This is a genomic window from Thalassospiraceae bacterium LMO-JJ14, from assembly GCA_021555105.2.
In the GTDB taxonomy this organism is placed as follows: Bacteria; Pseudomonadota; Alphaproteobacteria; order Rhodospirillales; family Casp-alpha2; genus UBA4479.
Genome location: CP134604.1, coordinates 895,190 through 918,914, shown reverse-complemented (window position 1 = coordinate 918,914; position 23,725 = coordinate 895,190). Strand labels below are relative to the sequence as shown.

Below are 23,725 nucleotides of genomic sequence, written 5' to 3'. Positions count from 1 at the left end.
AAACCATGTCCTCTTCGCCGACCCTGCGCCGTACGCTGAGCCTTGCCGCCCCGATTATTTTCGTCCTGCTGTGGTCGACCGGCTTTATCGGCGCCAAACTGGGCATGCCGCATGCCGAACCGTTTACGTTTCTGGGAATCCGCTTCACCCTGGCGTCCGTCGTATTCTTCGTGCTTCTGCTGGCGATGCGTGTGCCGTGGCCGAAAAGCCCCCGTATCTGGATGCACGCGGCGATCGTCGGCATCCTGATCCACGGCATCTATCTGGGCGGTGTGTTCTTCGCCGTCGATCACGGCACGTCGGCAGGCATTTCGGCGCTGATCGTCGGCGTACAACCGGTGCTGACGGCGATCCTCGCCGGTGTGTTCCTGAGCGAACGGTTGAGCGGACGCGCCTGGATCGGCCTGGTCCTGGGCTTTGCCGGAATCTCGCTGGTGGTATGGCGTCAGGCCGGGGATACCGGCGGCGCATACGGATTGACGGCGTGCGTCGCCAGCCTGATCGCGATCACCGTGGCGACGCTGTATCAAAAACGCTTTGCCGGCGCCATCGATCTGCGCGTCGGCTCGGCGATCCAGTTTGCCGCCGCCGCCGCCGTGATGTGGATTTTCGCCTTTATGGGCGAGACCATGGTCGTCGACTGGAACGCGGAATCCATCTTTGCCATGGCATGGCTGGTCATCGTGCTCTCGTTCGGCGCCGTCACGCTGTTGTATATGCTGATCCGCGAGGGCGCGGCGTCGAAGGTGGCGAGCCTGTTCTATCTGGTGCCGCCCGTCGTCGCCATCGAAGGTTATTTCCTGTTCGATGAAATCCTCAACCCGGCGGCGCTGGCCGGGATGGCCGTTGCCGTGATCGGCGTCGCCCTGGTGACGCGGGGCTGACGATGATGACGGACCCCCGCTTCACGCCGCCGCGCGATGCTTTCTGGGTCTTTGCCTATGGCTCGCTGATGTGGCATGCGGATTTCCCCTATGCGCAGAACCGCCGCGCCATGCTGTACGGCTATCACCGCGCGCTCTGCGTTTATTCGTGGGTGTATCGCGGCAGCGAGGAAAATCCCGGCCTGGTCTTCGGACTGGACCGGGGCGGCGCCGTTGCCGGGCGGGCCTACCGGATCGACGCACAGCATGCCGAAACCGTCTATGCGCAACTGTATGAGCGCGAAATGGTGACCGCGGTTTACTGTCCACGCTGGCTCCGGCTGCGCCTCGCCGACGGCACGCCGGAAACCGTCACCGCGCTCGCCTTCGTCGCCAACGAATGCAACCAGCAATATACCGGCAAGCTGGATGAGGATGAAGTCCTGCGTCTCGTTAAGGCCGGACACGGCACGTCGGGGCCGTGCAGCGAATACGTGCTGAACACCGCCGATCACCTGGCCGAATGCGGCATTCGCGACCGTCGGCTGGAGCGGCTGGCGAAGAAACTTCGCCGTTAAAGTCGAGCATCGGTCAGCTCATTTGAACGTCATCCTGAACTTGATTCAGGATCCATGAAAACACCGCGCCTATCCGACTTGAAGGCATGGGTCCTGAATCAAGTTCAGGACGACGGTATATTATGAATCCCCGAGAGATATCGACCCGTCGTCGGCGATCGGGAAGAACGGGTTGAAGGCGACCTCCCAGAGGTGCCCGTCGGGGTCCGCGAAGTAGCCGGAATAGCCGCCCCAGAAAACGTCTTCCGCCGCCTTTATGAGTGCCCCGCCGGCGGCGACGGCGTCGGCCAGCACCGCATCGACTTCCGCCTTGTCGCGGCCGTTATAGGCCAGCGCAACACCCGAGAACCCCGGCTTGCTGTCATCGACTTTTGCGTCGGCGGCCAGCGCGGCGCGGCCGTAAAGACCCAGGATCATGCCGCCGGCCTGAAAGAACGTGACGTCGTCGTTGGATGGCGCGCCCGCTTTCCAGCCGAGCTTTTCGTAAAAGGCGCGGCTTCTCGCCATGTCATTGACGCCGAGCGTCACCAGCGAGATACGGGGGTCCACTTAACTCAGCCGCACTTGGAATAACCGCACGACGTACAGGTGTCGCAGCCTTCCTGGCGGATCAGGCTCGGCTGCTGGCACTTCGGGCAGCTCCGGAACGGGGCCGCCGCGCGCTCGCCCATGTCATCCCCGGTGCCGGTGGCGGCCAGGGTGACGACGTTCGTTTCGTTGTCCGCATCGTCGTTGAGACGGCCGTCGGCTTTCAGGAAACCGGTGCTGATCATATGCCGCTCGATCACGTCGCCGATGGCCGCCAGCAGCGAGGGCACATAGCGCCGTCCCATCCACTGACCGCCCCTGGGATCGAACACCGCCTTCAGTTCGTCGACCACGAACGACACATCGCCGCCGCGCCGGAACACCGCCGAGATCATCCGCGTCAGCGCCACCGTCCAGGCAAAGTGCTCGACGTTCTTGGAGTTGATGAAAATCTCGAACGGCCGCACCCGGCCCTGATCGTCGATGACGTCGTTCAGCGTGATATACAGCGCGTGATCGCTGTCCGGCCAACGCACCTTGTAGGTCTGGCCCGCCAGTTCGCCCGGCCGGTCGAGCGGCCGCGTCATGTAGACGACGGAACCGGAATCCCCTTCGTCCTTGGGCAGGGTCTTCTTGGCCGGCGCGTCGAACGGCAGTTCGGGCTCGCTGGCTTCTTTCTTTTTCTTCTCGCCGACCTCGAGCACGGCGCCGGTGACGTCGTTCGGGCGGTACGTGGTGCAGCCCTTGCAGCCGAGTTCATAGGCCTGCGCATAGATGTCCTTGAAGTCATCGAAAGACACGTCTTCGGGGACGTTGATGGTCTTGGAGATCGAGCTGTCGATGTATTTCTGCACCGCCGCCTGCATCACCAGATGATCCTCGGGGCTGAGCTGCTGCGCATCGACGAAGGCATTCGTCAGCGCCGCGTCCGGTCCCTTGAGGCGGCGGTAAAGACGGAACGCGTAATCCGACACTTCCTCCTCGCGCCGCGTGCCGTCCGGCATCAGGACATGACGGCGGTATTTGAAACTGAATACCGGCTCGAGGCCCGACGAGATGTTGTCGGCGAACAGCGAAATCGTGCCGGTCGGCGCGACCGACGTCAGCAAAGCATTGCGGATGCCGTGTTCGGCGATGGCGTCCTTCACGTCCTCGTCCATCTCGCGAATGGTTTCGCCGGCCAGGTACTTGTCCTTGTCGAACAGCGGGAACGCACCCTTTTCACGGGCCAGATCAACGGACGCCAGGTACGCCGCGCGCTGCATCGCCTTCAGCCATTTTTCCGTCAGCTGCACGGCTTCGCGCGAACCATAGCGCGCGCCGCACATGATCAGCGCGTCGGCAAGGCCGGTGATGCCGAGCCCGATGCGGCGCTTGGCCTTCGCCTCGTGCGCCTGTTCATCGAGCGGGAAGCCGGACACGTCGACGACGTTGTCCATCATGCGCACCGCGGTCCGCGTCAGATCGTCGAGCGCGTGCACATCGAGATCGGCATCGGCCTCGAACGGGCGGCTGACCAGACGCGCAAGATTGACCGAGCCCAAAAGGCACGCGCCATAGGGCGGCAGCGGCTGTTCGCCGCACGGGTTGGTGGCGTGAATGGTTTCGCAGTAATGCAGGTTGTTGCGGTTGTTGATGCGGTCGATGAAGATCACGCCCGGTTCGGCATAGGCATATGTCGCGTGCATGATCTTGTCCCACAGCGCGCGCGCCGAAACGGTGCGGTAAACCGTGCCGTCGAACACCAGGTCCCACGCCGCGTCATCCTTGACCGCCTGCATGAACGGGTCGGTGACCAGCACCGACAGGTTGAACATGCGCAACCGGCCGGCTTCGCGCTTGGCGTCGACGAAATCCTCAATGTCCGGGTGGTCGCATCTGAGCGTCGCCATCATGGCGCCGCGCCGCGATCCCGCCGACATGATGGTGCGGCACATGGCGTCCCACACATCCATGAAGCTGAGCGGCCCCGATGCATCGGCGCCGACACCCTTGACCGGTGCACCCTTGGGGCGAAGCGTCGAGAAATCGTAGCCGATGCCGCCGCCCTGCTGCATGGTCAGCGCGGCTTCCTTCAATTGCTCGAAGATACCGGCCATGTCGTCGGGGATGTCGCCCATGACGAAGCAGTTGAACAGCGTCACACGGCGGTCCGAACCGGCGCCCGACAGAATGCGCCCGGCGGGCAGGAACTTGAAATCCTCCATGGCGTGGAAGAAGCGATCTTCCCAGTGCGCCGGGTCGGCTTCGTTCTCGGCCAAGGCGTGTGCCACGCGCCGCCAGGAATCGCTGACGGCTTTGTCGCGGGGATTGCCCTCGGCATCTTTCAGTCGGTACTTCATGTCCCAGATCTGCTGGGAAATCGGGGCAATCTCGGTCATGGCGTTTCTTCCGGCTGGTCAGATGTGCTTCTGGCGTGTTTCAGGTGAATTCAGGTGTATTTCTGAATTCAGGCGTATTTCGGCGGGGCTTGGCACCGCGAAAGGCACACTCCCCAAGGCCTGAAACCATAGGCACAGCCTACATCGGCATCAAGTCAATGTTCTTGAAATGTTTCCACCGATTTTACCAGATTTATCCTCCGGTGCAATCGTGAAAAACCGTTTCACATCAGGATATAAGCAGGTTATCCCCGGGTTTCACGGGGTGGTGGGCGGGTTTTTTCCCGCGGGCGCGGCGGCGGCATCGTACAGAACCGTGCTCGCGCCCTCGATCCGTTCTTCGAGAATGTTCATGAATTCCTTGCGCGGCAAACCGGTCGGGATCGGCTCGAGAAACTTCAGCGTGATGGTGCCGGGGCGGATGTAATATTTGCGCCGCCCCCAGAAACTGCCTGAGTTCAGCGCCGCCGGCACGACGCAGGAATTTTCCGGCATCTTCTGATAGATCGCGGCGACGCCGGGATGATAGCGCAGCGTAACGCCGGGCGCGGTGCGCGTGCCTTCGGGGAAGATGATGATCTGGCGGCCTTTGTTCAGCCGGTCGGTGCACTGTTCGACCATGTCGCGCAGCGCCTTGGCCCCGGCGTCGCGGTCGATGGCGATGTGTTCGCTTTTCGCCGCGTAGCGGCCCCACAGCGGAATTTTCATCAGTTCCTGTTTCAGGACATATTGCGGATCGTCGAGCAGCACGTACATGACGAACGTGTCCCAGATCGACTGGTGCTTCGATGCGATCATCACCGGTCCTTCGGGAATATTCTCAAGCCCCTCGAAGCGGTAATGAATGCCGCCGAAAACGCGGATCCCCCACAGCGTGATCCACGACCAGACCCGCAGCATGCGCTGCATCACCTTGCGCGGGAACGGCAGGAAGATCCACGCGAACAGCAGCAGAACCAGCAGCCAGGCGAAAAAGAAAATATTGAAAAACAGCGAACGCAGCCAGGCGATCATGTACCGCCCCCTTCCTTGCCGGTATCCGCATCGTCGCGCCGGGCGGCCGGCGAGCCACCCAGATCCAGCAGCTTGACCCCGTGGCGGAACGAGGCCACCAGATACTTGTTATATTCCGTTACCGTCAGCGCCATGGTCCCGGGCCATGCCCACCAGTATTCCTGTTTGACGTGCTGGGGAAACACCGGATGCGGCACGATCCGTGCCGCCGGCATGGCTTCCTGAAACTCCAGCAAGGCACGCGGCATGTGATAAGCCGCCGTCACCAGCCTGAGCGAGGTGTAGCCTTGCGTGCGCATCCAGATGCGGGTTTCCAGGGCGTTTTCGATAGTGTCCACGGCATTGCCGATGCTGATCCTGTTTTCGACCTGATCGGGTTGTTGCTTCAAAAGCGCCAGCAATTGAGTCACATCGACGCCGCGATAAACACCCGAGATGAACATCCGCTCGGCGCGGCCTTCGAGCAGAAGATCGAGCCCGGCACGCAAGCGCCCGCTGCCGCCGGTCAGCACGACGATGGCGTCGGTCCGTTCCGTCTGCTCCGGTCCCGGCAGGGGAATGCGCTCGGCAAAGACAAACAGCCCGGCGCCCCAACTCGCCAGCATCAGCAGCGAAATGACGACAATCGTCCTCAGCCAGGGCGACCGCCGCCCGCGTCCGCGCCCGCGCATCTCAGAGCATCCGTGCGAGCGAACGCAGCACCGTCGAGCGTGCCGTGGTCATCGCCAGAAAAGCCACACTGAGCGGAATCGCCGCGAAAATCGCCCATTCGATAATGCCGAAGCTGAGGTTCGGCAGGGCCGCATCCTCGAGGCTTTCCGCCAGATAGCCGACCGCCAGCAGCGCCGGCAGGCCGAGCGACAGACCGATGAGGCCGCCTTTCAGCCCAAGCATCATGGCGCGCCCGGCGAACTGGCCGGCGATGTAACTGTCCTGCGCGCCGATCAGATGCAGAACCTCGATCGCTTCCTTGTGCACGGCAAGCCCGGTCCGGGTCGTGAAAATCACCGTCCCCATGGTCGCCAGCGCGATGAAGACGAGCACCGCCAGCGCGATCAGCTCGACGGTCCGGATCAGATTGACGAGGCGCTGCAGCCAGATGCGGTGATCGTCGACGGTGGCTTCGGGGACACGCAGCTGCAGGGCGCGGGTAAATGCCTTGAGATCGAATTGCGCTTCGTCGGCGAGGCCGACATCGATCAGTTTCGGCAACGGCAGATCGCCCGCTTCCGCGGCGCTGCCCAGCCACGGTTCCAGAAGCGCCAGCATGCGCTCTTCCTCGATCACGATGTAGCGCTCGATGCCCGATTGCGCGGCGATGACGTTCAGCACTTCTTGCAGATTGTTCTGATCGCGCGCCGCATCCTCGGTCGCCGCGATCTGCACCGTCAGCGTGCCGCCGACCCCCTGGTCCCAGCGCGACGCGGTGGCGTTCAGCACCAGGATGCCGCCGATGGCGAGCACGGCGAGGAAAACCATGAAGGCAATAAGCCACGGCAGGAAGCGGCTGTGCGCGTCCTTGTCCAGCGGCAGGTCTGATCGCTTGACCCCGAGCATCTAGAGGAAGTTCTCGATGCCGGGCGGATCGATGTCCGCGTCGTCGGTTTCGCCGCGCATCCGTTCGCGCCGGGCGCGTGCCTGGGCCTTCGCTTCGGCCCGTGTATTTGCCTGAGCATTGGACTGCGCCGATTCGCGCGATTCGCGCCATTCACGTGCCGCCGACTTGTTTCCGCTGCCTTCGACAACACTCATGTCCCCGGCATCGAGGCGCATAACCGGATAACCGAGGCTGTCGACGAGCGCCATGTTGTGGGTCGCAACGACGATCGTCGTGCCGAGTCGGTTCAGTTCCTCGAACAGATGCATGAGCCTGAGCGCCATGCGGTCATCGACATTGCCGGTCGGCTCGTCGGCAAGCAGAAGCTTGGGCCGGGCGATCACGGCGCGGGCGATGGAGACCCGTTGCTGCTGTCCGCCCGACAGCGTCGGCGGCCGCGATTTCATATGATCCTTCAGGCCGACCCATTCGAGCAGCTCCGTGACGTGGCGGTTGACGTCGGATTCCCGAACCCCGGCAACGCGCAGCGGCAAAGCGACATTGTCGAACGTCGACAAATGCTCGAGAAGCCTAAACTCTTGAAAAACAACGCCGATTTGTCGCCTTAATGCGGGAAGTTGAGGCCGCGGCGTGGTTGCAATGTCGGCCCCGAACAGGGAAATCAGGCCGCGCGACGGCTTCAGCGCCAGATACAAAAGTTTCAGCAGCGACGATTTCCCGGCGCCGCTTTCGCCGACCAGAAAATGAAACGACCCGGAATCCAGCGTAAACGTGACGTCGCGCAGCACTTCCGGACCAAGCCCGTAGCGCAACCCGACATTTTCGAAACGTGCGATGTTACCTTTTGACAACCCCGGCACCTGCGGCTCGTTCAAGGTGTAGGACGCATGGCCGAGCAGCCGGCGTCCGCGATAATGTTCCGACAATGCCACGCGCGAACGCCATCCGTCCAGCATCGGCATTTTGTTGCACCGCCGAAAGGATTTACGCCGGTTGCGTGCGTTCGCTTGCGTGGTGAATCAGCAGCGCTTATAAACGTTGAAGTCTTAACTGGCCGGTCGCGTATGTTTATATCCTGCCCGAATTGTTCGACGCGCTACAATGTGACTCCCGCCCAGCTGGGGGCGGAAGGCAAGTCCGTCAAATGTTCGAACTGCGGCAACACCTGGCACCAACGCCCGGTCGCCGATCCGCCACCGCCGCCGATGCGCCCGCAAGGCGCTGCACAACACGCAGCACCGCCGCCGCAGCAACCTTATCCGTATCCGCCGCAGCAGGGCTATCCCGGCTATCCGCCCCCGCCGCCGCAGGGTTACCCCGGCTATCCGCCGCCCGGCTACCCGCCGCCGCCCGGCTACCCGCCGCAGCCCGGCTACCCGCCGCAGGAAGGCTACCCGGCGCCGGGCGCACCGATGGACGGACAGCAAACCCCGCCCGCGCCGGAACCGGCCGCACCGCCACCGCCGCCGCCCGAGCCGGACGAGGTTGAAGAAGAAGACGTCGCCCTTCCGGATATGGAAGATGACGCCGACGAAGACCCGATGGCCGTCTTCGCCACCGATGACGACGATGATGACAATGAACTGTCGTCGGAAGACATCGAGGCGATGTTCGGCGATGACGACGACGACGATTCGCCGGGCCTGGGGTCCATGGTCGACAGCCCAGGCGGCGACGACGATGACGTCGAAGACATCGAAGATTTCGACGATCTGGAGGAACCGGAGCCGATTCCCCAGGTTTTCACCGCCGAGGAAACCGGCGACGACGAATACGAAGACGATGACGAGGATGAGGACGCCGGCCGGGGCCGCAGCGCAGGCGACGGCAAGGGCTCTGCGCTGAAGATCATTCTCGCGGCCGTGCTGGTTGTCCTGCTGGGCGTCATCGGGGCTGCGGTCTTCCTCAAGGAAACGATCATTGAAATGGTCCCCGCCACCGAAGGCATCTATTCGATGATCGGTCTCAACGACGATTCGCTGGGCGCCGGGCTGTCGATCAACGATGTGAAAAGCACGCGGGAATCGATCTCCGGCAAGGACGTACTGGTGGTGCGGGGCGTGATCGCCAACATCTCGGACCGGGAACGCCCGGTGCCGATGCTGGAACTGCGGCTCTCCGATCTTGACGGCAAGCTCGTCCAGTCGGCGAACACCGCGCCGCTGAAGACCCAGCTTTCCGGCGGCGATCAGATCGGCTTCAAGATTCAGGTCGAAGACCCAAGCCCGCTGGCACGGCGCCTCGAAGTGACGTTCATCGAACGTGGCGGTGAAAGCCACGGCGAAGAGAAAAAGCCCGCGCACTGATTTCCGTCTACTGAAGCAGCACCCTCGTCACCCCGGCGCAGGCCGGGGTCCAGGGCGGTGAGAATCGCTCAGCGAGAATGTCCAGTTGATTCTGGATTCCGGCCTTCGCCGGAATGACGGCAGTGAATAACCCTCAGAAAATATCCAGAAGCCGGTCGATGTAATCGAGTTCGAGGGGCGGGCGGGTGCGTTCGCCGGAGCGCTTGCGCAACTCGTCGAGAATTTCCCGGGCGCGGCGCATCTCCATGCGGTTCGGCACCTGGACGTCGGAATCCTCGACCGCGGTGCCCTGACCGTTCTCGCTGGAGTTCCGCCGTCCGAATGGATCGAAGCGGCCTTCCTGACCCTGCATCGGGCGGTTGCCGCCGGCGATGCCCATCTGCTGGCCGAACTGCTGCGCCAGCATCTGCGACATCTGGTTGGTGGCGTTGCGCAGTTCCTCGATCGCCTGTGTCTGGTTGCGCGCGGAATCGGCCAGCTCGCCCTTGCCCAGATTGTTGCCGGACTGTTCCATCTGCTGTTCGGCGCGGCCGAGATTTTGCGGAATCTGGCCCATCAGTTCGTCCATCTGCATCATCAGCTCGCCCAGGCGCTTGCGCAGCGCATCCTGTTCGGCGGCGTTGGGCGGGCCGTTTTCACCGGCCTGCTGCTCGCCCTGCTGGCCTTGTTGCTGTTGGCCCTGCTGGCCTTGTTGCTGTTGGCCCTGCTGTTGCTGACCTTGTTGACCGAGCCTCGGCCGCATCGCCTGGCGGGTCAGGCCTTCCTTGAAAGTCCGGTCGAGCAGTTCCTGCTGGTCCTGGGTCAGCGAGCGCAGCCCGTCCATGAGCTTCTTGGCCTGCGCCATCGCCGGATTGGCATCCTGCATCTTCAGGCCCTGGCGCAGTTGTTCAAGCATCTGCTGCATCTGCGCCAGCATCTGTTCGGCGGCATCGCGGTTTCCGGTTTCCGCCATTTCCTTGATCTTATCGAGCATCTCCTGGATGTCCTGGGTCTGCATCTGCGGCTGGTCCGGCATCGGCGGCAGTTCATCGAGACCCATTTCCTGCAGGCGCTCGACCAGGGCCTGCATGTAACGGTCCATGGCCTCCTGAAGCTCGCGCATCACGCGCTCAAGCTCTTCGCCGGTCTTGCCGTCGCGGAGCGCTTCCATCGCCTCTTCCTGAAGCCGCATCAGATCCGCCTCGGCGAGTGCGAATTCCCCGTCCTCGATCCTGAGCGCGGTTTCCCATAACAGACGCTGCACGCTCGGCACGACATCGACGTCATGCGCATAGCCGAGCCGACCGGCGGCGGTGCGGATCGCCAGAAAGGCGACGGTGTCATCGAAAAAGCGCATCGGATAGAGCGACAGTTCGTGCAGATCGTTGGCGACGATCTCCATCAATGTCAGATCGGCATCGTTCAGCGTCTTGCGGGCTTCGGCCAGTTTGCGCGCCACCGGGTGGTTGAAGATACGTTCCGGCAAGACGACTTCGATGCTGTCGGTCTCGGTTATCTGCCCGGCGGTATCCTCGGCGATCAGTTTTACCTGCACCGGCAGACCGGCCCACGGATGCGCCGACAGATCGCGCAGGTGCGTCGCGCGAATGTCCCGGCGGTCGCCGCTCAACGGCACCTCGATACGGATCTCGGCCTCGCCGCCCGGCACCGGCACACCGTTCGGGCGGCGGATCGTCATGTCGACGTTTTTGACGCCGTAATCGTCGGACGCCAGATAAACCACTTCGAGCTGCGTGTCGCGCTGCTTCGACGGCGCGCGCTCGAACTCGATCTTCGGCGCCGCGTCGGGTGCGATCACCACCGGCCATTCGGCCAGCACCGACTTGCCGACATTCAGCGTCAACTTGTCGGCACCGGCAACCTCGGCAGAGACGTCGATTTCCAGTTTATAGGACGTGCTGGTTTCGTCACCGAGCCTTGCCAGCGGAAAGGCGCTGGCGCCAAGGCCGAGCGACGGCGGATGTTCGGCATCGGTGGCGTGCACGAGAATTTGCGATCCGACCGGCACGATCAGGGTCGGGCGCGCCCGGTTCGGTGCAGTGGCCGTATCGGCGGCGCCGTCATCCTTTTTTGCCGTCCGGATGCCGATATTATTGAAAACACTCGGCGCCAGACCGGTATACGACGGCGGCGTGACCCACAGATCGATGCTGAGCGCATCGGCAGCGGCGGCATCGCCGATTGGCGACAGCGCGCGTTCAAGTCTGGACAGCGGATCGTCGCTGCCCATCAGCACGCCGATGAACAACACCAGCACCGGCACGAAGCGCAGGCCATAGGGATCGAGACCGGCGACCCCCGGGCGGGGCGCCGGATAGCTCAGCCCCTCCGTCTGCCTGAGCGCGCGCTCGATGTGCGCGCGCCACAACAGCTTGGCATCGGCGCTCAGTTTTTCCTGTGCCGGGGTATCGAACAGCGCCGTCAACGGCCGGTGCCTGAGACCGGAAGCGGACTCCACGCGGCGCGCCACCTCGGCCCCGGTGATCGGTGCGAAGGCCTGCAAAAGCCCCTTCAGGGAATAGCCGAAAAGAACACAGATCAAGGCCAGCGCGATGCTGTGCAGGGCATCGGGCAGCGCCGGCAGAACATCCGTCAGGGCAACACCGATAAACAGAATGACCGTCGCGACAGGAGCCCAGAGAACACGCCAAAGACGTTCCCAGCGGATCGTCAGCACTGCGGCCTGCAACGTTGACGACAAGCGTGAGACACCGGATGAAGCTTCCGGTGACTTCTCTGGCGTTTCCGTCATCCACTCGCCTCCTTCGGCGCGTTGTTGGATTGGGTCAACCAAGCAGGCACGTGTTCACGCGCCATCATAGCATCTATGTTAAGCCGTTCCGCAACGATCTCGTAAGCCGCGCCGTTGACCAGAATTTCCGGCACCAGGTCGCGGCCGTTATAGGTCGACGACATGACCGCGCCATAGGCCCCGGCGGAGCGGAACACCACCAGATCGCCGGGATCGAGCTTCGGCATCATGCGGCCCTTGGCAAAGGTGTCGCCGCTTTCGCAGATCGGCCCGACGATATCGACCGGCGCCATGTTGTCGCCGACGCCGGCTTCCAGGACCGGCACCACGGTATGATAGGCGTCGTACATGGCCGGGCGGATCAGGTCGTTCATCGCCGCATCGAGAATCAGGAACGAGCGGTCGATGCCTTCCTTGACGTAGACGACACGGCTGACCAGCACGCCCGCGTTGCCGCAGATCATGCGGCCCGGCTCGAACGCCAGCTTGCAGCCGATACCGTCCATGACGTCCCTGACCATGGCGCCGTATTCGGCCGGGCTGGGCGGGTCCTCGGCGTCATAGGGAATGCCGAGCCCGCCGCCGAGATCGACGACACGGATATCATGGCCGCCCGCGCGCAGCGTCTCCACCAGACCGCGCACTTTTGTATACGCCGCGCGATAGGGCGCCAGGTCGACCAGTTGCGAACCGATATGCACGGCAACCCCGGCGACATCGATGCCGGGCAGCGAGGCGGCTTCGGCAAACACCTCTTCGGCCTGTTCCCAGGCGATACCGAACTTGTTTTCACTTTTGCCGGTGGTGATCTTGGCATGCGTCTTGGCGTCGACATCCGGATTGACGCGGATGGCGATCCGCGCCGCGACCCCCATGGCCGACGCGATGTCCGACAGGCTGCGCAGTTCGGAAAGCGACTCGACATTGATCTGATGCACACCGGCTTCAAGCGCGGCGCGCAGTTCCTCGGCGGTCTTGCCGACCCCGGAGAAAACCGTTTTCGAGGCCGGAATGCCGGCGGCATTGGCACGGTGCAACTCGCCGATGGAAACGATGTCGGCGCCGGCGCCGAGCGCGGCCAGCGTCGCCAGCACACCGATGTTGCCGTTCGCCTTGACGGCGAAATAGACCTGCGTGTCGAGGCCAGCCAAGGCGTCCGTGAAAACCGTATAGTGGCGCACCAGCGTCGCCGTCGAATAGCAATAGAAAGGCGTGCCGACAGCCGCGGCCACATCGGCCAGGCGGACATCCTCGGCATAAAGCTCGCCGTTCTTGTAGTTGAAATGATCCACGTCCGTTCCTAAACCCTGGAAACCCTTACTGGGCCAAAATCTCCGTCGCCGGCGGCGGTGGCGTGTAGACGCCGGAACCGTCTTTCGCCGGGCGCCGTGTATAGACCGTGCCGCCGCTCTGCGTGCGCTTTTGCGGCGCCGCCTGCACGTTTTCCGCCGGCAACGCCGGATAGACGCGCGGATAGTCCGCCCCATCGACCGACGCCGGCGCCGATTTGACGCCGCATCCCGGTAACATGGCGACGACCGCCGTCAGCAGCAATGCCCGGCAAAGCATTTTTCTGGTCCCGTTCATGACGTCCATCCTAAAGCACATTCAGGCCCTATAGCCACCGTGCTCTCGCATTTTTGATCTGCGCTCTGACGTTGTCGGGCGCGGTCCCGCCATAGCTTTTGCGGCTGGCGACCGAATTGTCGACACCGAGCACGGCGAAGATTTCGTCGCTGATGCCGGCATTGACGGCCTGCATGTCGGCGAGCGGCAGATCTTCAAGGCCGCAGCCCCGTTCCTCGGCCATTTTCACCAGCGCACCGGTGACATGGTGCGCATCGCGAAACGGCATCGCCAGCGTCCTGACAAGCCAGTCGGCCAGATCGGTCGCCGTCGAGAAGCCCTTGCCGGCGTCGGCCTTCATTCGTTGTTCATTGAAGACCGCGCCTTCGATCATCCCCGTCATCGCCGCCAGCGACAGCGCCATGGTGTCGGCGACCTCGAATACCGGTTCCTTGTCGTCCTGCATGTCCTTGCCGTAGGTCATCGGCAGGCCTTTCATGACGATCATCAGCGAATTCAGCGCGCCGATCACCCGGCCCGCCTTGGCCCGCACCAGTTCGGCGGCGTCGGGGTTGCGCTTTTGCGGCATGATCGAGCTGCCGGTCGAAAATTCATCCGACAGCCGCACATAGCCGAACTGATCCGAACACCACAGCACGATTTCCTCGGCGAGGCGCGACAGGTGCACGGCGCAAATCGCTGCCACGCCCATGTATTCCATGGCGAAGTCACGGTCGGAAACCGCATCCAACGAATTGGCCGCAGGACGCTCGAAGCCGAGTGCCCGGGCCGTCGCGTCCCGGTCGATCGGGAACGAGGTGCCGGCCAAAGCCGCCGCACCGAGCGGGCTTTCGTTCATCCGTGCGCGCGCATCCGTCACCCTGGAGCGGTCACGGCCGAGCATTTCCGCATACGCCATCAGATGATGGCCGAGCGTGACCGGCTGCGCCGTCTGCATATGCGTAAAGCCGGGCATGACCGAATCGGCATGGCGTTCCGCCTGATCGATCAGCGCCGCCTGCAAAGCCTTGAGATCGCGATCCAGGCCGTCGAGCGCGTCACGCACCCACAGCTTGAGGTCCGTCGCCACCTGATCGTTTCTGGACCGCGCCGTGTGCAGCCGCCCGGCCGCATCGCCGATCAGTTCGCGCAGCCGGGATTCCACGTTCATGTGGATATCCTCGAGCGCGGTCTTGAATTCGAACGTGCCGGCCTCGATTTCCGCCTGGATGTCATCCAGCCCCTTGGCGATGGCATCGGCATCGGCCGATGCGATGATGCCCTGATCCGCCAGCATCCGGGCGTGCGCCTTTGAGCCCGCGATATCCTGCGCATAGAGCTTTTTGTCAAAGTCGATGGAGGCGTTGATGGCTTCCATGACCGCCGACGGCCCGGCACTGAAACGCCCGCCCCACATGGCGCTGGTGCCCTGTGCAGTATCCGGCTTGTTCTGGTTCTTTTTCTCGGTCATGGCATTCCTGCCTTTTTCGCCTTACATATGCTAACGCGTGAACATCATACTACGACAAGGACTGCGCATGTACGCCCGGTTTTTCAATCCACTAACCCGGCCACAAACCCGGAACGGGATATTGGCCCCAATCCGTATTCGCATGCTGGCCGTGTCACTCGTCGGCGTGATTTTCCTTATATTCCCTGCACTTGCAAGCGATCATGCGGCGCGCTGCGCGGTCGACGGCAATGCTTTCAAGGCGCTCAAGCCGGCCGCCGAGGCGAAAATCCCGCCGGCGCTGGAATTCAGCAAAGCCGACGGCGGCAAACTGACGCTGCAAAGTCTCAAGGGACGCGGCGTGATCGTCAACTTCTGGGCCACCTGGTGCGTACCGTGCGTCCGGGAAATGCCGGAGCTGGACGCGATCAGAAAAGAACTCGCACCGGCGGGAATCGACGTGCTGGCGGTGTCCATGGACCGCGGCGGCCACAAGGTCATCGCGGATTTTTTCACCCGCTACAAGATCGACAATCTCGAGGCTTTGCATATTGCCAACAACGATGCGACGCGCGCGCTCGGCATCCGCGGCCTGCCGACAACGTTGCTGATCGACCCGAAAGGCCGGGAAGTGGCGCGCATCGTCGGGCTGCATAAATACGACACCGCGGAAAGCATCGCCTATTTCAAACGCTGCATCGGCCCCGAAGGATCTTGAGGGTGGCGATCCGGACCAAACCCGCCCGCGCCCTGATGCTGATCGGCGCGCTCGGACTGGGCCTCGGCATCGGGCTGAGCGGCTGCGCGCAAAAGCGAAGCCCCGCCAACTGGCAGCACCCGAGCCTGCCCCGCGAAGCCTGGTCCGACGATATCGGCGAATGCCGGCGCTATGCGCGGCGCGAGACGGACCGCGAAGCCGGCCTGCCGACAGCAAGCGCACCGGCGGATAATCTCGGCGGCGGGCTTTCCAGCTACAATTCATCGATCAGCAGCTACGATCTGGCCCGTTTTCAGGAACGCACATTTGCTTCGTGCATGCGCCGGCTCGGCTATCGACCGATCGTCAAATAAGACGGAAACATAAAAAAAACGGCGGCTCCGGGAGGGGAAAGCCGCCGTCTTATCGTCGTTTGGCTGGGAGAGCCATCGGGGAGAACCGTTAGGCCGCGAGCGGCAATTCCGGCTGCTTGTCGTCTTTGTGCGCGGCTTCGGCCGGTGCGAGAACGGTCACTTCGGCCGTCGGCTGAATGTACGTGCCATCGGCAAGCGAGCGGCTGATCGAGGCGATCTGCGAACGTTCGATGCCGATGTCGGCCAGAACGGCGTCGCTGAGCTGATCGAGCGTGTGTGCCGTGCGCCGTGCGCGAATCGCAGACATCAGCGCAGCAAATGCATTGCTCAGCATGCCGCCGAGCACGCGACCGCGCATGACCTTCGCTTGCTCAAGAATAGCCTGAACATTGACGCTGCTGGCGTCATGGCTGGTTTCGAAAAGCGGCAGGCCGGCTGTCGGGTTGATTTGGTTTGTCATAGTACCTGTTCCTTCGTTCTGGAAGATCAGGCCGGCGCAGCTCTGTCCGCGTCGCCCTTGTTTCACTGAGACGTATTTACGCTTTATGTTGCAGTGCAAAAAGCGGTGTTTTTGCGTATCTGGCATGCTACAGGCGCATAACTCAGAGGTGATTCACGTCACAAGCTATGCAAAATAAGATAACACTTGCGTCATTGCTGTGACGGCCCTAGCCTCCCGCTATGACCGATCGACGCGAGCTTGACCGGGATCTGGATCACCTGTTGCGTGACAACGGGGCACGGGTCGATATGGTCAATGCGCGGGAAATCCTGCGCGGCGTGCTCGCTTCTCCCGCCTGCGATGATGACGATGCCTGGATATCCCTGATCGCCCCCGATTGCGGCGACGATGTCATCGCGGCGCTCAGCGAACTCAATGCCCGTATCAAATCGACATTGCTCGACGACGGCCTGCAGCGGCGCAGCACCGATCCGGACCGCATTGCCGCGCTCCGCGCCGAGATGAAGCGGCGCGATCTCGATGCCTTCATCGTGCCCAAAGCCGACGAACATCAGGGTGAATTCGTCGCGCGGCGCTCAGAGCGCCTGCAATGGCTGAGCGCGTTCACCGGTTCCGCCGGGTCTTGCGTCGTCATGCTCCGCAAGGCCGCCGTGTTCGTCGACGGCCGCTATACCCTGCAAGTCAAAAAGCAGGTCAGCACAAAACTGTTCGAGGCGCACCACAGCGCCGCCACACCGATGCATACCTGGCTGGCCGACAACATTTCCGCCGGTATGCGCGTCGGCTTCGACCCGTGGCTGATCACCGACAATGAACGCGACCGCCTGGAGACCGTCTGCACCCGTGCCGGCGCCTATCTGGTGGCGCAGCCCGACAATCCCATCGACGCCGTATGGGCCGGTCAGCCGCCGGCACCGATCACGCCGTTGGTGGCGCATCCGTCGCGCTTTGCCGGTGCCGCGTCCGCCAAAAAGCGCAAGGCGCTGCAGGATGTCATGACCGACAGCGGGCTGGATTCCCTGGTCCTCAGCGCGCCGGACGCGATCGCCTGGCTGCTCAACGTGCGCGGTCGCGATGTGCCGTGCACCCCGGTTTCGCTGGCCTATGCCATCGTCCATGCCCGTGGCGGCATCGAATTGTTCACCGACCCGCGCAAAATGAGTCCGGGACTGCAAAGCCACCTTGGCGACGACGTGGTCGTCATGGAAACGGAAGCGCTCAACGACGAACTTGGCCATCTCGGCAGCCGCGGCCTCAAGGTCGGCGTCGATCTCGGCAACGCGCCGGCGAAAATCGCCATGACACTGCGCTTTGCCGGTGCCGACATCGTCAATACGCCCGACCCGACCCAGGCCATGAAGGCGCGCAAGAACAAGACCGAGCAGGACGGCATGCGGGGCGCGCACCTGCGCGACGGCATTGCGCTGGCCAATTTCCTTTACTGGATCGAAAAGTCGGCGCTGCGCGCCAAGGCAACGGAATGGGATGTCGGCGAAAAGATCGACGCCCTTCGCGCCGAACTCGAGCAGCACATGGGACACAGTTTCCAGACCATAGCCGGGTTTGGTTCCAACGGCGCCATCGTGCACTACCGGGCATCGGAAAAGAACAGCGCGCGACTGAAGAAAGGTTCGTTGCTGCTGGTCGACAGCGGCGGCCAGTTCCTCGACGGCACCACCGACGTCACGCGCACCGTCGCCATCGGCAAGCCGACACAGGAAATGCGCGATCGCTATACCCGTGTCCTCAAGGGTCATATCGCGCTTGGCCGCGCGGTTTTCCCCGAAGGCACCACCGGTTCGCAGCTCGACACCCTGGCGCGCCAGCCGCTGTGGGATATCGGTCTCGATTACGAACATGGCACCGGGCACGGGGTCGGCAGCTATCTCGGCGTGCACGAAGGCCCGCAACGCATTTCCAAGCACCCGAGCACGGTCGCGCTCGCGCCCGGCATGATCATTTCCAACGAACCGGGGTATTACAAATCCGGCGGGTACGGCATCCGCATCGAGAATCTGGTGATGGTGAAAACCGTCAAACCGCAAAAGGGCTGGGAGCGCAAAATCCTCGGCTTCGAGACGCTGACGTGTGCGCCTTACGACCTCGCCCTGATCGAGCCCAAATTACTGAGTCGTGCCGAAACCGAATGGATCAACGATTATCACGCGTGGGTCCGCAAATCGCTGGAAAAGCAACTCGACAAGCCGGTCCGCGCCTGGCTCACAAAGGCGACCAAGCCGCTCAAGCTGCCTAGCCGCTGAACCGGCTGGCAGCATGCCTCTTTGCCCCGCGTGCGCTTTGTTCTAAAATATCCGGCGGAACAAGGAGGGTAAAATGAACGATCTGGTTCTTGATCTTCTTGAATGGCTCAAGCCTGCACCCAGACCCTACGAGGACGTCATGGATGCGTGGCGCACCTCATGCCCGCGCCTCACGGTCTGGGAAGATTCCATCGATGCCGGGTTTATCGAAAAGCGCTATGCGGACGGTCATCAGATGGTCGCCATCACCGATGCCGGTCTTCGGCATCTGGCCCAGCACCGCCCGAAGGCGGCATGATCGCTAGGCCGCCAGCTTCGTCAGGCCGACGAACAGCAGGCGGATCGCCAAAAGCGTGATGATGGTCTTGAGCGCAATGCGGAACGCCCGTTCCGGCAACGCGTTCAGGGTATGCTTGCCGACCCAGGTGCCGGCGAAGCCCAACGCCAGAAGACCGCACAACAGCGGGATATACGGCCCGAAGGCAAATCCCAGAACACCGAAGGCGACGATCTTGAAGCCGTGCTGAATGGTCATCATGGTGGCGTGCGTGGCCACCACTTCCTGGCGCTTTTCCGACGCGGCGGCGGCGAACGGCGCGACCAGCGGCCCGGTGGCGCCGACGAACATGGTCGCCAGCGCACCGAAAAGCCCGATCCCGAAAAACGCCCGCTTGCCCGGTGAGCGGGTCCTCATCTTCGGCCCCCACGTGGCGTACAGCACGAACGCGCCCAGCACCATCTGCAGGACCGCGGTCGGCAGCGTGACCACCAGATTGCCGCCGATGAAGGCGCCGATCACGGTACCGATCAGAAACGGCGGCACCACATGCTTGAGAATATGACCGCGCAGCATCGCCGCACGGCCGGCGTTGGAGCCAAGCTGCACGATGCCGTGCAGCGGGATCAGCACCTGCGGCGGTAAAAGCGACGCCATGGTCGCCATCACCAAAAGACCGCCGCCGAGTCCCAGCGATGCGGCGATGAAACTGCCGGCGAACGACACCGCGCACATGAGGGCGAAGCCCCAGAGATCGAGGCCGGTGCCGGCGATCAGAATATTGACGATGCTGTCCAAGGAAGCCTCCGAGAAAATGACGTCCATTCATCTAGCAAACCGCGCCCGCGTTGGCACGCGTGAAAACCTACGCGCCCGCCGCCAGCAAGTGCGCGACAAACCGCTCCGCCGGACGTGACAGTGCCTTGCGTTCGCGCACGCCGATCAGGAAGGCACGCGCCGCCCAGTCATCGAGAAGATCGATCACCCGAAGCCCGTCGCTTTTTGAATAAGGCTCGGTAACGCCCGCCGGCAGAACGGCGATGCCCAGCCCGCGCGCCACCATCCTGCGCACCCCGTCGAAACTGCGCACGCTGACGGCGACGTCCAGTTCCGCATCCTGCTCGCGCGCCAATCCGGCGATCAATGCGAACAGCGAGCTGCCGTCGGCCAGCGCGACATGCGGGTAAGGCAGGATTTCGCGAAACGCCACCTGGGCCCTGTCGGCCAGCGGATGATCTTCGGGCACGATGGCGCACAGTCGGTCGCTGCGATACGCAAACGTCTCGATCCCTTCATGATCGACGGCGGCTGAAAAGATACCGACATCGACAAGGCCGTCACGGATCTGCTGAACGATAACGTCCGAGACCGCCTCGTTCAGCGCGATCTTGATGTTCGGGTTCCCGGTTTTAAAGGCCGCCAGCACATCCGGCAGAAACTGCGCGATGGCCGACGGGTTGGCGGCAAGGCGCACATGTCCCCGGCTGCCCTGGGCGAAGTCCGACATTTCATCCGCCGCACGCTCGGCGAGGCCGAGCAGGTTCTGCGCGTGGCGCAGCAACACGCTGCCCGCCGGCGTCGGCTCAACCCCCCTGCCCTTACGGTACAGCACCGCCGTTCCGAGCCTGACCTCGAGGTCGCTGAGACGGCGGCTGACGGCGGAAACGGCAATGTTCTGCTCACTGGCGGCGGCCGAGATCGAGCCCAGCCGGACCGCCGATTCCAAAAGCCGGAGCGTGATCAGATCGAAGTCGATACCGTCGTCTCCTTATGCTTGCCGGCAGCAAGGCGCCCCCTCTCCCGGCGCCCGTCCCGGATCAAGTCCGGGACAAGCGCCACCCTCTCCCCAAGGAGAGGGGTGGCTGTCCGTGGGTCCCCTCTCCCTTGGGAGAGGGACAGGGAGAGGGGCAATCCATCACGCCGCGTCGAGGACGCGCGCGCGCGGCACGATGCGGATATGCCCGCCGGTATCGGTGTCGGGCAGTGCCGCCACTTCCTCGGCGACATCGAGAAGCTTTGCCAGATCGATGCCGGTGGCGATGCCCATGTGCTCGAACGTGAACACCAGATCCTCGCTCGCCGTGTTGCCGGTCGCACCCGGCGCGAACGGACAGCCGCCAAGCCCGGCAACAGAAGCATCGAACACCCGGACCCCGGCTTCATAGGCATAGAGCGCATTGGCGACGCCGAGCCCGAAGGTATCGTGGCCGTGATAGGCCCAGCCGACGACACCATCCGAGAAGCGCTCGATGGCGCCCGCGCAGAGCGCGCCGACATGATCGGGCAGCGCGCGGCCGGTGGTGTCGCACAAACCGATCTCGACCGGATAGCCGAAGGCCAGCACCTGTTCGATGGCGCGATAAACATCGTCCTCGGGGACGCGGCCCTCGAACGGACAATCGAAAGACGTCGCGGCGTTGACGCGCAGCTTGAAACCGTCGTGATCGCGTCCGGCCTGAATGACCTCGCCCAGCTCGGCGATGGACGCCGCGACCGGGCGCCGCACGTTCGACTTGTTATGGCTTTCCGAGACCGAGAACACATACCCGATGTCCGCAACCCCGGCGGCCAGCGCATTTTCCGCGCCGCGCAGGTTCGGCACCAGCGTCGTCAGGGCGACATCGGCCGGGACCTTGACGGTGGCATGCACCTCGGCGGTGTCGGCCATCTGCGGCACATGCTTGGGACTGACGAAGGCCCCGGCCTCGATCCGTTTCATGCCGGCGGCGGCAAGCCCCTCGATAATCCGCACCTTGGTCTCGGTCGGAATCCAGGTCGGGACGACCTGAAAACCGTCGCGCGGCGCGACATCGCACAGAATGACCGCTTCTTTGCTGCTCATATGATTTCCTCCTTCTTAAGGCGTTCGATCTCGGCGCCATCCATGCCGAGCAAATCGCGCAAAACCTGTTCATTGTGTTCACCGACGCCGGGACCGGCCCAACGGATGCCGTCGTCCGTGGCGCCATCGCCATTCGCCATCATCGGCACCACGCCCGGATGCAGAACCTCGCCCAGGCGCGGATCGTCGACCGGACGCACCATGCCGCGCTCAAGAAACTGCTCGTCTTTGGCAACGTCGGCCATATCGTAAATCCGCGTCGACGGGATATCGACGTCCGAGATCATTTTTTCCAGTTCTTCCAGCGGATAGCGGCAGGTCCACCCGGCGATCTCCGCATCCAGTACCGGCATGTGCTTGACCCGGCTCGGGTTGTCGGCAAAGCGAACGTCCTCCAGCAGATCCGGGCGCTTCATCACATGGCAGAGCTTGGCGAACAGGGTGTCGGAGTTGGCGCCGATCAGGAACCAGCGCCCGTCCTTCGACGGATATGCGCTCGACGGTGCGGCGGTCGGAATGGTCGAGCCGTGCGGCTGGCGGATCGTATTCATATAACCGTATTCCGGCAGGCAGCCTTCGAGCATGCTGAGGATGCTCTCGGTCAACGCGACATCGACGGTCCGCCCGGGCCGGCCGCGCCCGGCGTTCTTTTCGAACAGCGCCGCCAATAGGCCGATCGCACCGTAAAGCCCGGCAATGCTGTCGCCGATGGAGACCCCGGTGCGTACCGGCGGCAGGTCGGAAACCTCTTTCGGATAGCCGGTCAGATGGCGCAGCCCGCCGACCGCCTCGCCGATGACACCGAAGGCGGCGCGCTTGTGATAGGGGCCGGTCTGTCCATAGCCCGAAATCTGCACGACAATCGCTTCCGGGTTGACGGCGGCGATGTCTTCGACGCCCAGCCCCCACTTCGCCAGTTGTCCGGGCTTGAAATTCTCGACCACCGCATCGGCGTGTTCGATCATCTTTTTGACCAGTTCGATGCCTTCGGGTTTTTTCAGATCGGCCGTGACGGATCGCTTATTGCGTCCGTGCACCGACCACCAGACCGAGGATTTCTCGCCTTCGGGGATCGCCCCCCAGGTACGCACCGGGTCGCCGCGGCCGGGCGGTTCGACCTTGATGACGTCGGCGCCGAGATCGGCCAGCACGCGCGTACAGAACGGCGCGGCGATGAAATGCCCCAACTCGAGAATTCGAAGTCCCGAGAGGGGCCCGGTAATGTTGCTGTCCGCTGTGCTTTTCTCAGGCATCTATTTCATCCGCATAGTTGGAAATTTCGACCAGGTTGCCGTCAGGATCGCGAAAGTAAACCGAGTTGATCGGCCCCGTGGCGCCGGTTCGTGCACTGGGACTCAATTCGATTTCAACGCCTGCGCGTTCGAGGTGATCGACGACATCGTCCATCGGCGTCCGCGTGATCAGGCAGAAATCGCCACCGCCGGCCGACGGGTTACGCGCTTTTGGCTCGTACTCGCGCCCGGCCGGGTGTAGGTTGATTTTCTGGCGCCCGAATTTAAGTGCCGTGCGCCCTTCCCCGAACACCTCGCGCTGCATACCGAGCGCGCGTTCGTAGAAATCGCACGTGGCGCCGATGTCCCGGACGGTCAGCACAAAATGGTCGATGCGGTCGATTTTCATGAACCTCTCCTTTGCCGTAAAATACGGTATTCCAGAGATTTCGCAAAATCGTAAATAGAGAAAAGTATTTTCGCAAAACACGAAAGTTCATAAGGTTTATCTATTTTTTACGAAGCCGGTTTTAATAATTATCATTGTCGGTAGACCGACTTTACGTAACCGACTTTACGTATA

The 23,725-nt window shown here is 62.9% G+C and carries 23 protein-coding genes; 7 read left to right on the top strand and 16 right to left on the bottom strand.

The genetic code is table 11. The annotated features are described in order from the left end of the window. The first annotated feature begins 5 nt into the window (after positions 1-5). Positions 6-884: a DMT family transporter gene (locus tag L2D14_04515; GenBank protein WNK00688.1), complete on the top strand. Its 879-nt coding sequence runs from the start codon at positions 6-8 to the stop codon at positions 882-884. 2 nt (positions 885-886) lie between these two features. Continuing rightward, on the top strand, positions 887-1,441 hold the full coding sequence (locus L2D14_04510) for a gamma-glutamylcyclotransferase (protein ID WNK00687.1): 555 nt from the start codon (positions 887-889) through the stop codon (positions 1,439-1,441). Positions 1,442-1,561: 120 nt separating this feature from the next. On the opposite strand, the gene L2D14_04505 is transcribed toward L2D14_04510, so the two are convergent. The 6 genes from L2D14_04505 to ftsE all read right to left on the bottom strand — a co-directional run bounded on the left by L2D14_04505 (position 1,562) and on the right by ftsE (position 7,884). Next, positions 1,562-1,990, bottom strand: coding sequence for a VOC family protein (locus L2D14_04505; protein ID WNK00686.1), 429 nt, complete (start codon positions 1,988-1,990; stop codon positions 1,562-1,564). Positions 1,991-1,995: 5 nt separating this feature from the next. Next, positions 1,996-4,350: an adenosylcobalamin-dependent ribonucleoside-diphosphate reductase gene (locus tag L2D14_04500; GenBank protein WNK00685.1), complete on the bottom strand. Its 2,355-nt coding sequence runs from the start codon at positions 4,348-4,350 to the stop codon at positions 1,996-1,998. 258 nt (positions 4,351-4,608) lie between these two features. Beyond that, positions 4,609-5,364, bottom strand: a complete 756-nt coding sequence (locus L2D14_04495; protein ID WNK00684.1) for a lysophospholipid acyltransferase family protein — start codon at positions 5,362-5,364, stop codon at positions 4,609-4,611. Next, the gene (locus L2D14_04490) at positions 5,361-6,035 is read right to left on the bottom strand and encodes a YdcF family protein (protein WNK00683.1); all 675 of its coding nucleotides are present in this window, start codon (positions 6,033-6,035) and stop codon (positions 5,361-5,363) included. The genes L2D14_04495 and L2D14_04490 overlap by 4 nt, the downstream gene beginning before the upstream one ends. A 1-nt stretch (position 6,036) precedes the next feature. Beyond that, positions 6,037-6,921 carry an FtsX-like permease family protein gene (locus L2D14_04485; protein ID WNK00682.1) on the bottom strand — a complete coding sequence of 295 codons (885 nt, stop codon included), beginning with the start codon at positions 6,919-6,921 and terminating at the stop codon, positions 6,037-6,039. After that, entirely contained in the window at positions 6,922-7,884 is a 963-nt protein-coding gene (ftsE, locus tag L2D14_04480; protein ID WNK00681.1) for a cell division ATP-binding protein FtsE, read from the bottom strand. A gap of 102 nt (positions 7,885-7,986) precedes the next feature. On the opposite strand from ftsE, the gene L2D14_04475 reads away from it, so the two are divergent. Next, complete coding sequence (locus L2D14_04475; protein WNK00680.1) at positions 7,987-9,228, top strand: DUF3426 domain-containing protein; 1,242 nt, start codon at positions 7,987-7,989, stop codon at positions 9,226-9,228. 133 nt (positions 9,229-9,361) lie between these two features. Here the strand turns inward: L2D14_04475 and L2D14_04470 are convergent, their stop codons facing one another. From L2D14_04470 to argH, 4 genes are read right to left on the bottom strand one after another with little or no spacing between them, the layout of a single operon-like run. Further along, a complete protein-coding gene (locus tag L2D14_04470) occupies positions 9,362-11,980 on the bottom strand; it encodes a TIGR02302 family protein (GenBank protein WNK00679.1) in 2,619 nt (872 codons plus the stop codon). After that, positions 11,977-13,272, bottom strand: coding sequence for a diaminopimelate decarboxylase (gene lysA / locus L2D14_04465; protein WNK00678.1), 1,296 nt, complete (start codon positions 13,270-13,272; stop codon positions 11,977-11,979). The genes L2D14_04470 and lysA overlap by 4 nt, the downstream gene beginning before the upstream one ends. A 25-nt stretch (positions 13,273-13,297) precedes the next feature. Continuing rightward, on the bottom strand, positions 13,298-13,567 hold the full coding sequence (locus tag L2D14_04460) for a hypothetical protein (protein ID WNK00677.1): 270 nt from the start codon (positions 13,565-13,567) through the stop codon (positions 13,298-13,300). Positions 13,568-13,595: 28 nt separating this feature from the next. Beyond that, positions 13,596-15,017, bottom strand: a complete 1,422-nt coding sequence (gene argH, locus L2D14_04455; protein WNK00676.1) for an argininosuccinate lyase — start codon at positions 15,015-15,017, stop codon at positions 13,596-13,598. 121 nt (positions 15,018-15,138) lie between these two features. On the opposite strand from argH, the gene L2D14_04450 reads away from it, so the two are divergent. Continuing rightward, positions 15,139-15,714 (top strand): TlpA disulfide reductase family protein, encoded by a 576-nt coding sequence (locus L2D14_04450; GenBank protein WNK00675.1) that lies wholly within the window; start codon positions 15,139-15,141, stop codon positions 15,712-15,714. 2 nt (positions 15,715-15,716) lie between these two features. After that, a complete protein-coding gene (locus L2D14_04445) occupies positions 15,717-16,067 on the top strand; it encodes a hypothetical protein (GenBank protein ID WNK00674.1) in 351 nt (116 codons plus the stop codon). 88 nt (positions 16,068-16,155) lie between these two features. Here L2D14_04445 and L2D14_04440 read toward each other — a convergent pair whose 3' ends face one another. Further along, on the bottom strand, positions 16,156-16,527 hold the full coding sequence (locus tag L2D14_04440) for a DUF1127 domain-containing protein (GenBank protein WNK00673.1): 372 nt from the start codon (positions 16,525-16,527) through the stop codon (positions 16,156-16,158). Between the two features lie 221 nt (positions 16,528-16,748). On the opposite strand from L2D14_04440, the gene L2D14_04435 reads away from it, so the two are divergent. Next, positions 16,749-18,791, top strand: coding sequence for an aminopeptidase P family protein (locus L2D14_04435; GenBank protein WNK00672.1), 2,043 nt, complete (start codon positions 16,749-16,751; stop codon positions 18,789-18,791). A 73-nt stretch (positions 18,792-18,864) separates the two neighbouring features. Further along, positions 18,865-19,089 (top strand): hypothetical protein, encoded by a 225-nt coding sequence (locus tag L2D14_04430; protein ID WNK00671.1) that lies wholly within the window; start codon positions 18,865-18,867, stop codon positions 19,087-19,089. 3 nt (positions 19,090-19,092) lie between these two features. On the opposite strand, the gene L2D14_04425 is transcribed toward L2D14_04430, so the two are convergent. The 5 genes from L2D14_04425 to L2D14_04405 all read right to left on the bottom strand — a co-directional run bounded on the left by L2D14_04425 (position 19,093) and on the right by L2D14_04405 (position 23,551). After that, positions 19,093-19,866: a sulfite exporter TauE/SafE family protein gene (locus L2D14_04425; GenBank protein ID WNK00670.1), complete on the bottom strand. Its 774-nt coding sequence runs from the start codon at positions 19,864-19,866 to the stop codon at positions 19,093-19,095. Between the two features lie 67 nt (positions 19,867-19,933). Next, positions 19,934-20,794 (bottom strand): LysR substrate-binding domain-containing protein, encoded by an 861-nt coding sequence (locus tag L2D14_04420; protein WNK00669.1) that lies wholly within the window; start codon positions 20,792-20,794, stop codon positions 19,934-19,936. A 189-nt stretch (positions 20,795-20,983) separates the two neighbouring features. Continuing rightward, a complete protein-coding gene (locus L2D14_04415) occupies positions 20,984-21,910 on the bottom strand; it encodes a hydroxymethylglutaryl-CoA lyase (protein WNK00668.1) in 927 nt (308 codons plus the stop codon). Further along, on the bottom strand, positions 21,907-23,163 hold the full coding sequence (locus L2D14_04410; protein WNK00667.1) for a CoA transferase: 1,257 nt from the start codon (positions 23,161-23,163) through the stop codon (positions 21,907-21,909). The genes L2D14_04415 and L2D14_04410 overlap by 4 nt, the downstream gene beginning before the upstream one ends. Continuing rightward, positions 23,156-23,551 (bottom strand): VOC family protein, encoded by a 396-nt coding sequence (locus tag L2D14_04405; protein ID WNK00666.1) that lies wholly within the window; start codon positions 23,549-23,551, stop codon positions 23,156-23,158. Before L2D14_04405 ends, L2D14_04410 begins: the two co-directional genes overlap by 8 nt. Positions 23,552-23,725: the final 174 nt, after the last annotated feature.

Bases quoted from the DNA above. Each gene is read 5' to 3' on its own strand.
- L2D14_04515 (WNK00688.1), top strand. From the start codon at position 6: ATGTCCTCTTCGCCGACCCTGCGCCGTACGCTGAGCCTTGCCGCCCCG.
- L2D14_04510 (WNK00687.1), top strand. From the start codon at position 887: ATGATGACGGACCCCCGCTTCACGCCGCCGCGCGATGCTTTCTGGGTC.
- L2D14_04500 (WNK00685.1), bottom strand. From the start codon at position 4,350: ATGACCGAGATTGCCCCGATTTCCCAGCAGATCTGGGACATGAAGTAC.
- L2D14_04495 (WNK00684.1), bottom strand. From the start codon at position 5,364: ATGATCGCCTGGCTGCGTTCGCTGTTTTTCAATATTTTCTTTTTCGCC.
- L2D14_04490 (WNK00683.1), bottom strand. From the start codon at position 6,035: ATGCGCGGGCGCGGACGCGGGCGGCGGTCGCCCTGGCTGAGGACGATT.
- L2D14_04485 (WNK00682.1), bottom strand. From the start codon at position 6,921: ATGCTCGGGGTCAAGCGATCAGACCTGCCGCTGGACAAGGACGCGCAC.
- ftsE (WNK00681.1), bottom strand. From the start codon at position 7,884: ATGCCGATGCTGGACGGATGGCGTTCGCGCGTGGCATTGTCGGAACAT.
- L2D14_04475 (WNK00680.1), top strand. From the start codon at position 7,987: ATGTTTATATCCTGCCCGAATTGTTCGACGCGCTACAATGTGACTCCC.
- L2D14_04470 (WNK00679.1), bottom strand. From the start codon at position 11,980: ATGACGGAAACGCCAGAGAAGTCACCGGAAGCTTCATCCGGTGTCTCA.
- L2D14_04460 (WNK00677.1), bottom strand. From the start codon at position 13,567: ATGAACGGGACCAGAAAAATGCTTTGCCGGGCATTGCTGCTGACGGCG.
- argH (WNK00676.1), bottom strand. From the start codon at position 15,017: ATGACCGAGAAAAAGAACCAGAACAAGCCGGATACTGCACAGGGCACC.
- L2D14_04440 (WNK00673.1), bottom strand. From the start codon at position 16,527: ATGACAAACCAAATCAACCCGACAGCCGGCCTGCCGCTTTTCGAAACC.
- L2D14_04435 (WNK00672.1), top strand. From the start codon at position 16,749: ATGACCGATCGACGCGAGCTTGACCGGGATCTGGATCACCTGTTGCGT.
- L2D14_04430 (WNK00671.1), top strand. From the start codon at position 18,865: ATGAACGATCTGGTTCTTGATCTTCTTGAATGGCTCAAGCCTGCACCC.
- L2D14_04415 (WNK00668.1), bottom strand. From the start codon at position 21,910: ATGAGCAGCAAAGAAGCGGTCATTCTGTGCGATGTCGCGCCGCGCGAC.
- L2D14_04410 (WNK00667.1), bottom strand. From the start codon at position 23,163: ATGCCTGAGAAAAGCACAGCGGACAGCAACATTACCGGGCCCCTCTCG.
- L2D14_04405 (WNK00666.1), bottom strand. From the start codon at position 23,551: ATGAAAATCGACCGCATCGACCATTTTGTGCTGACCGTCCGGGACATC.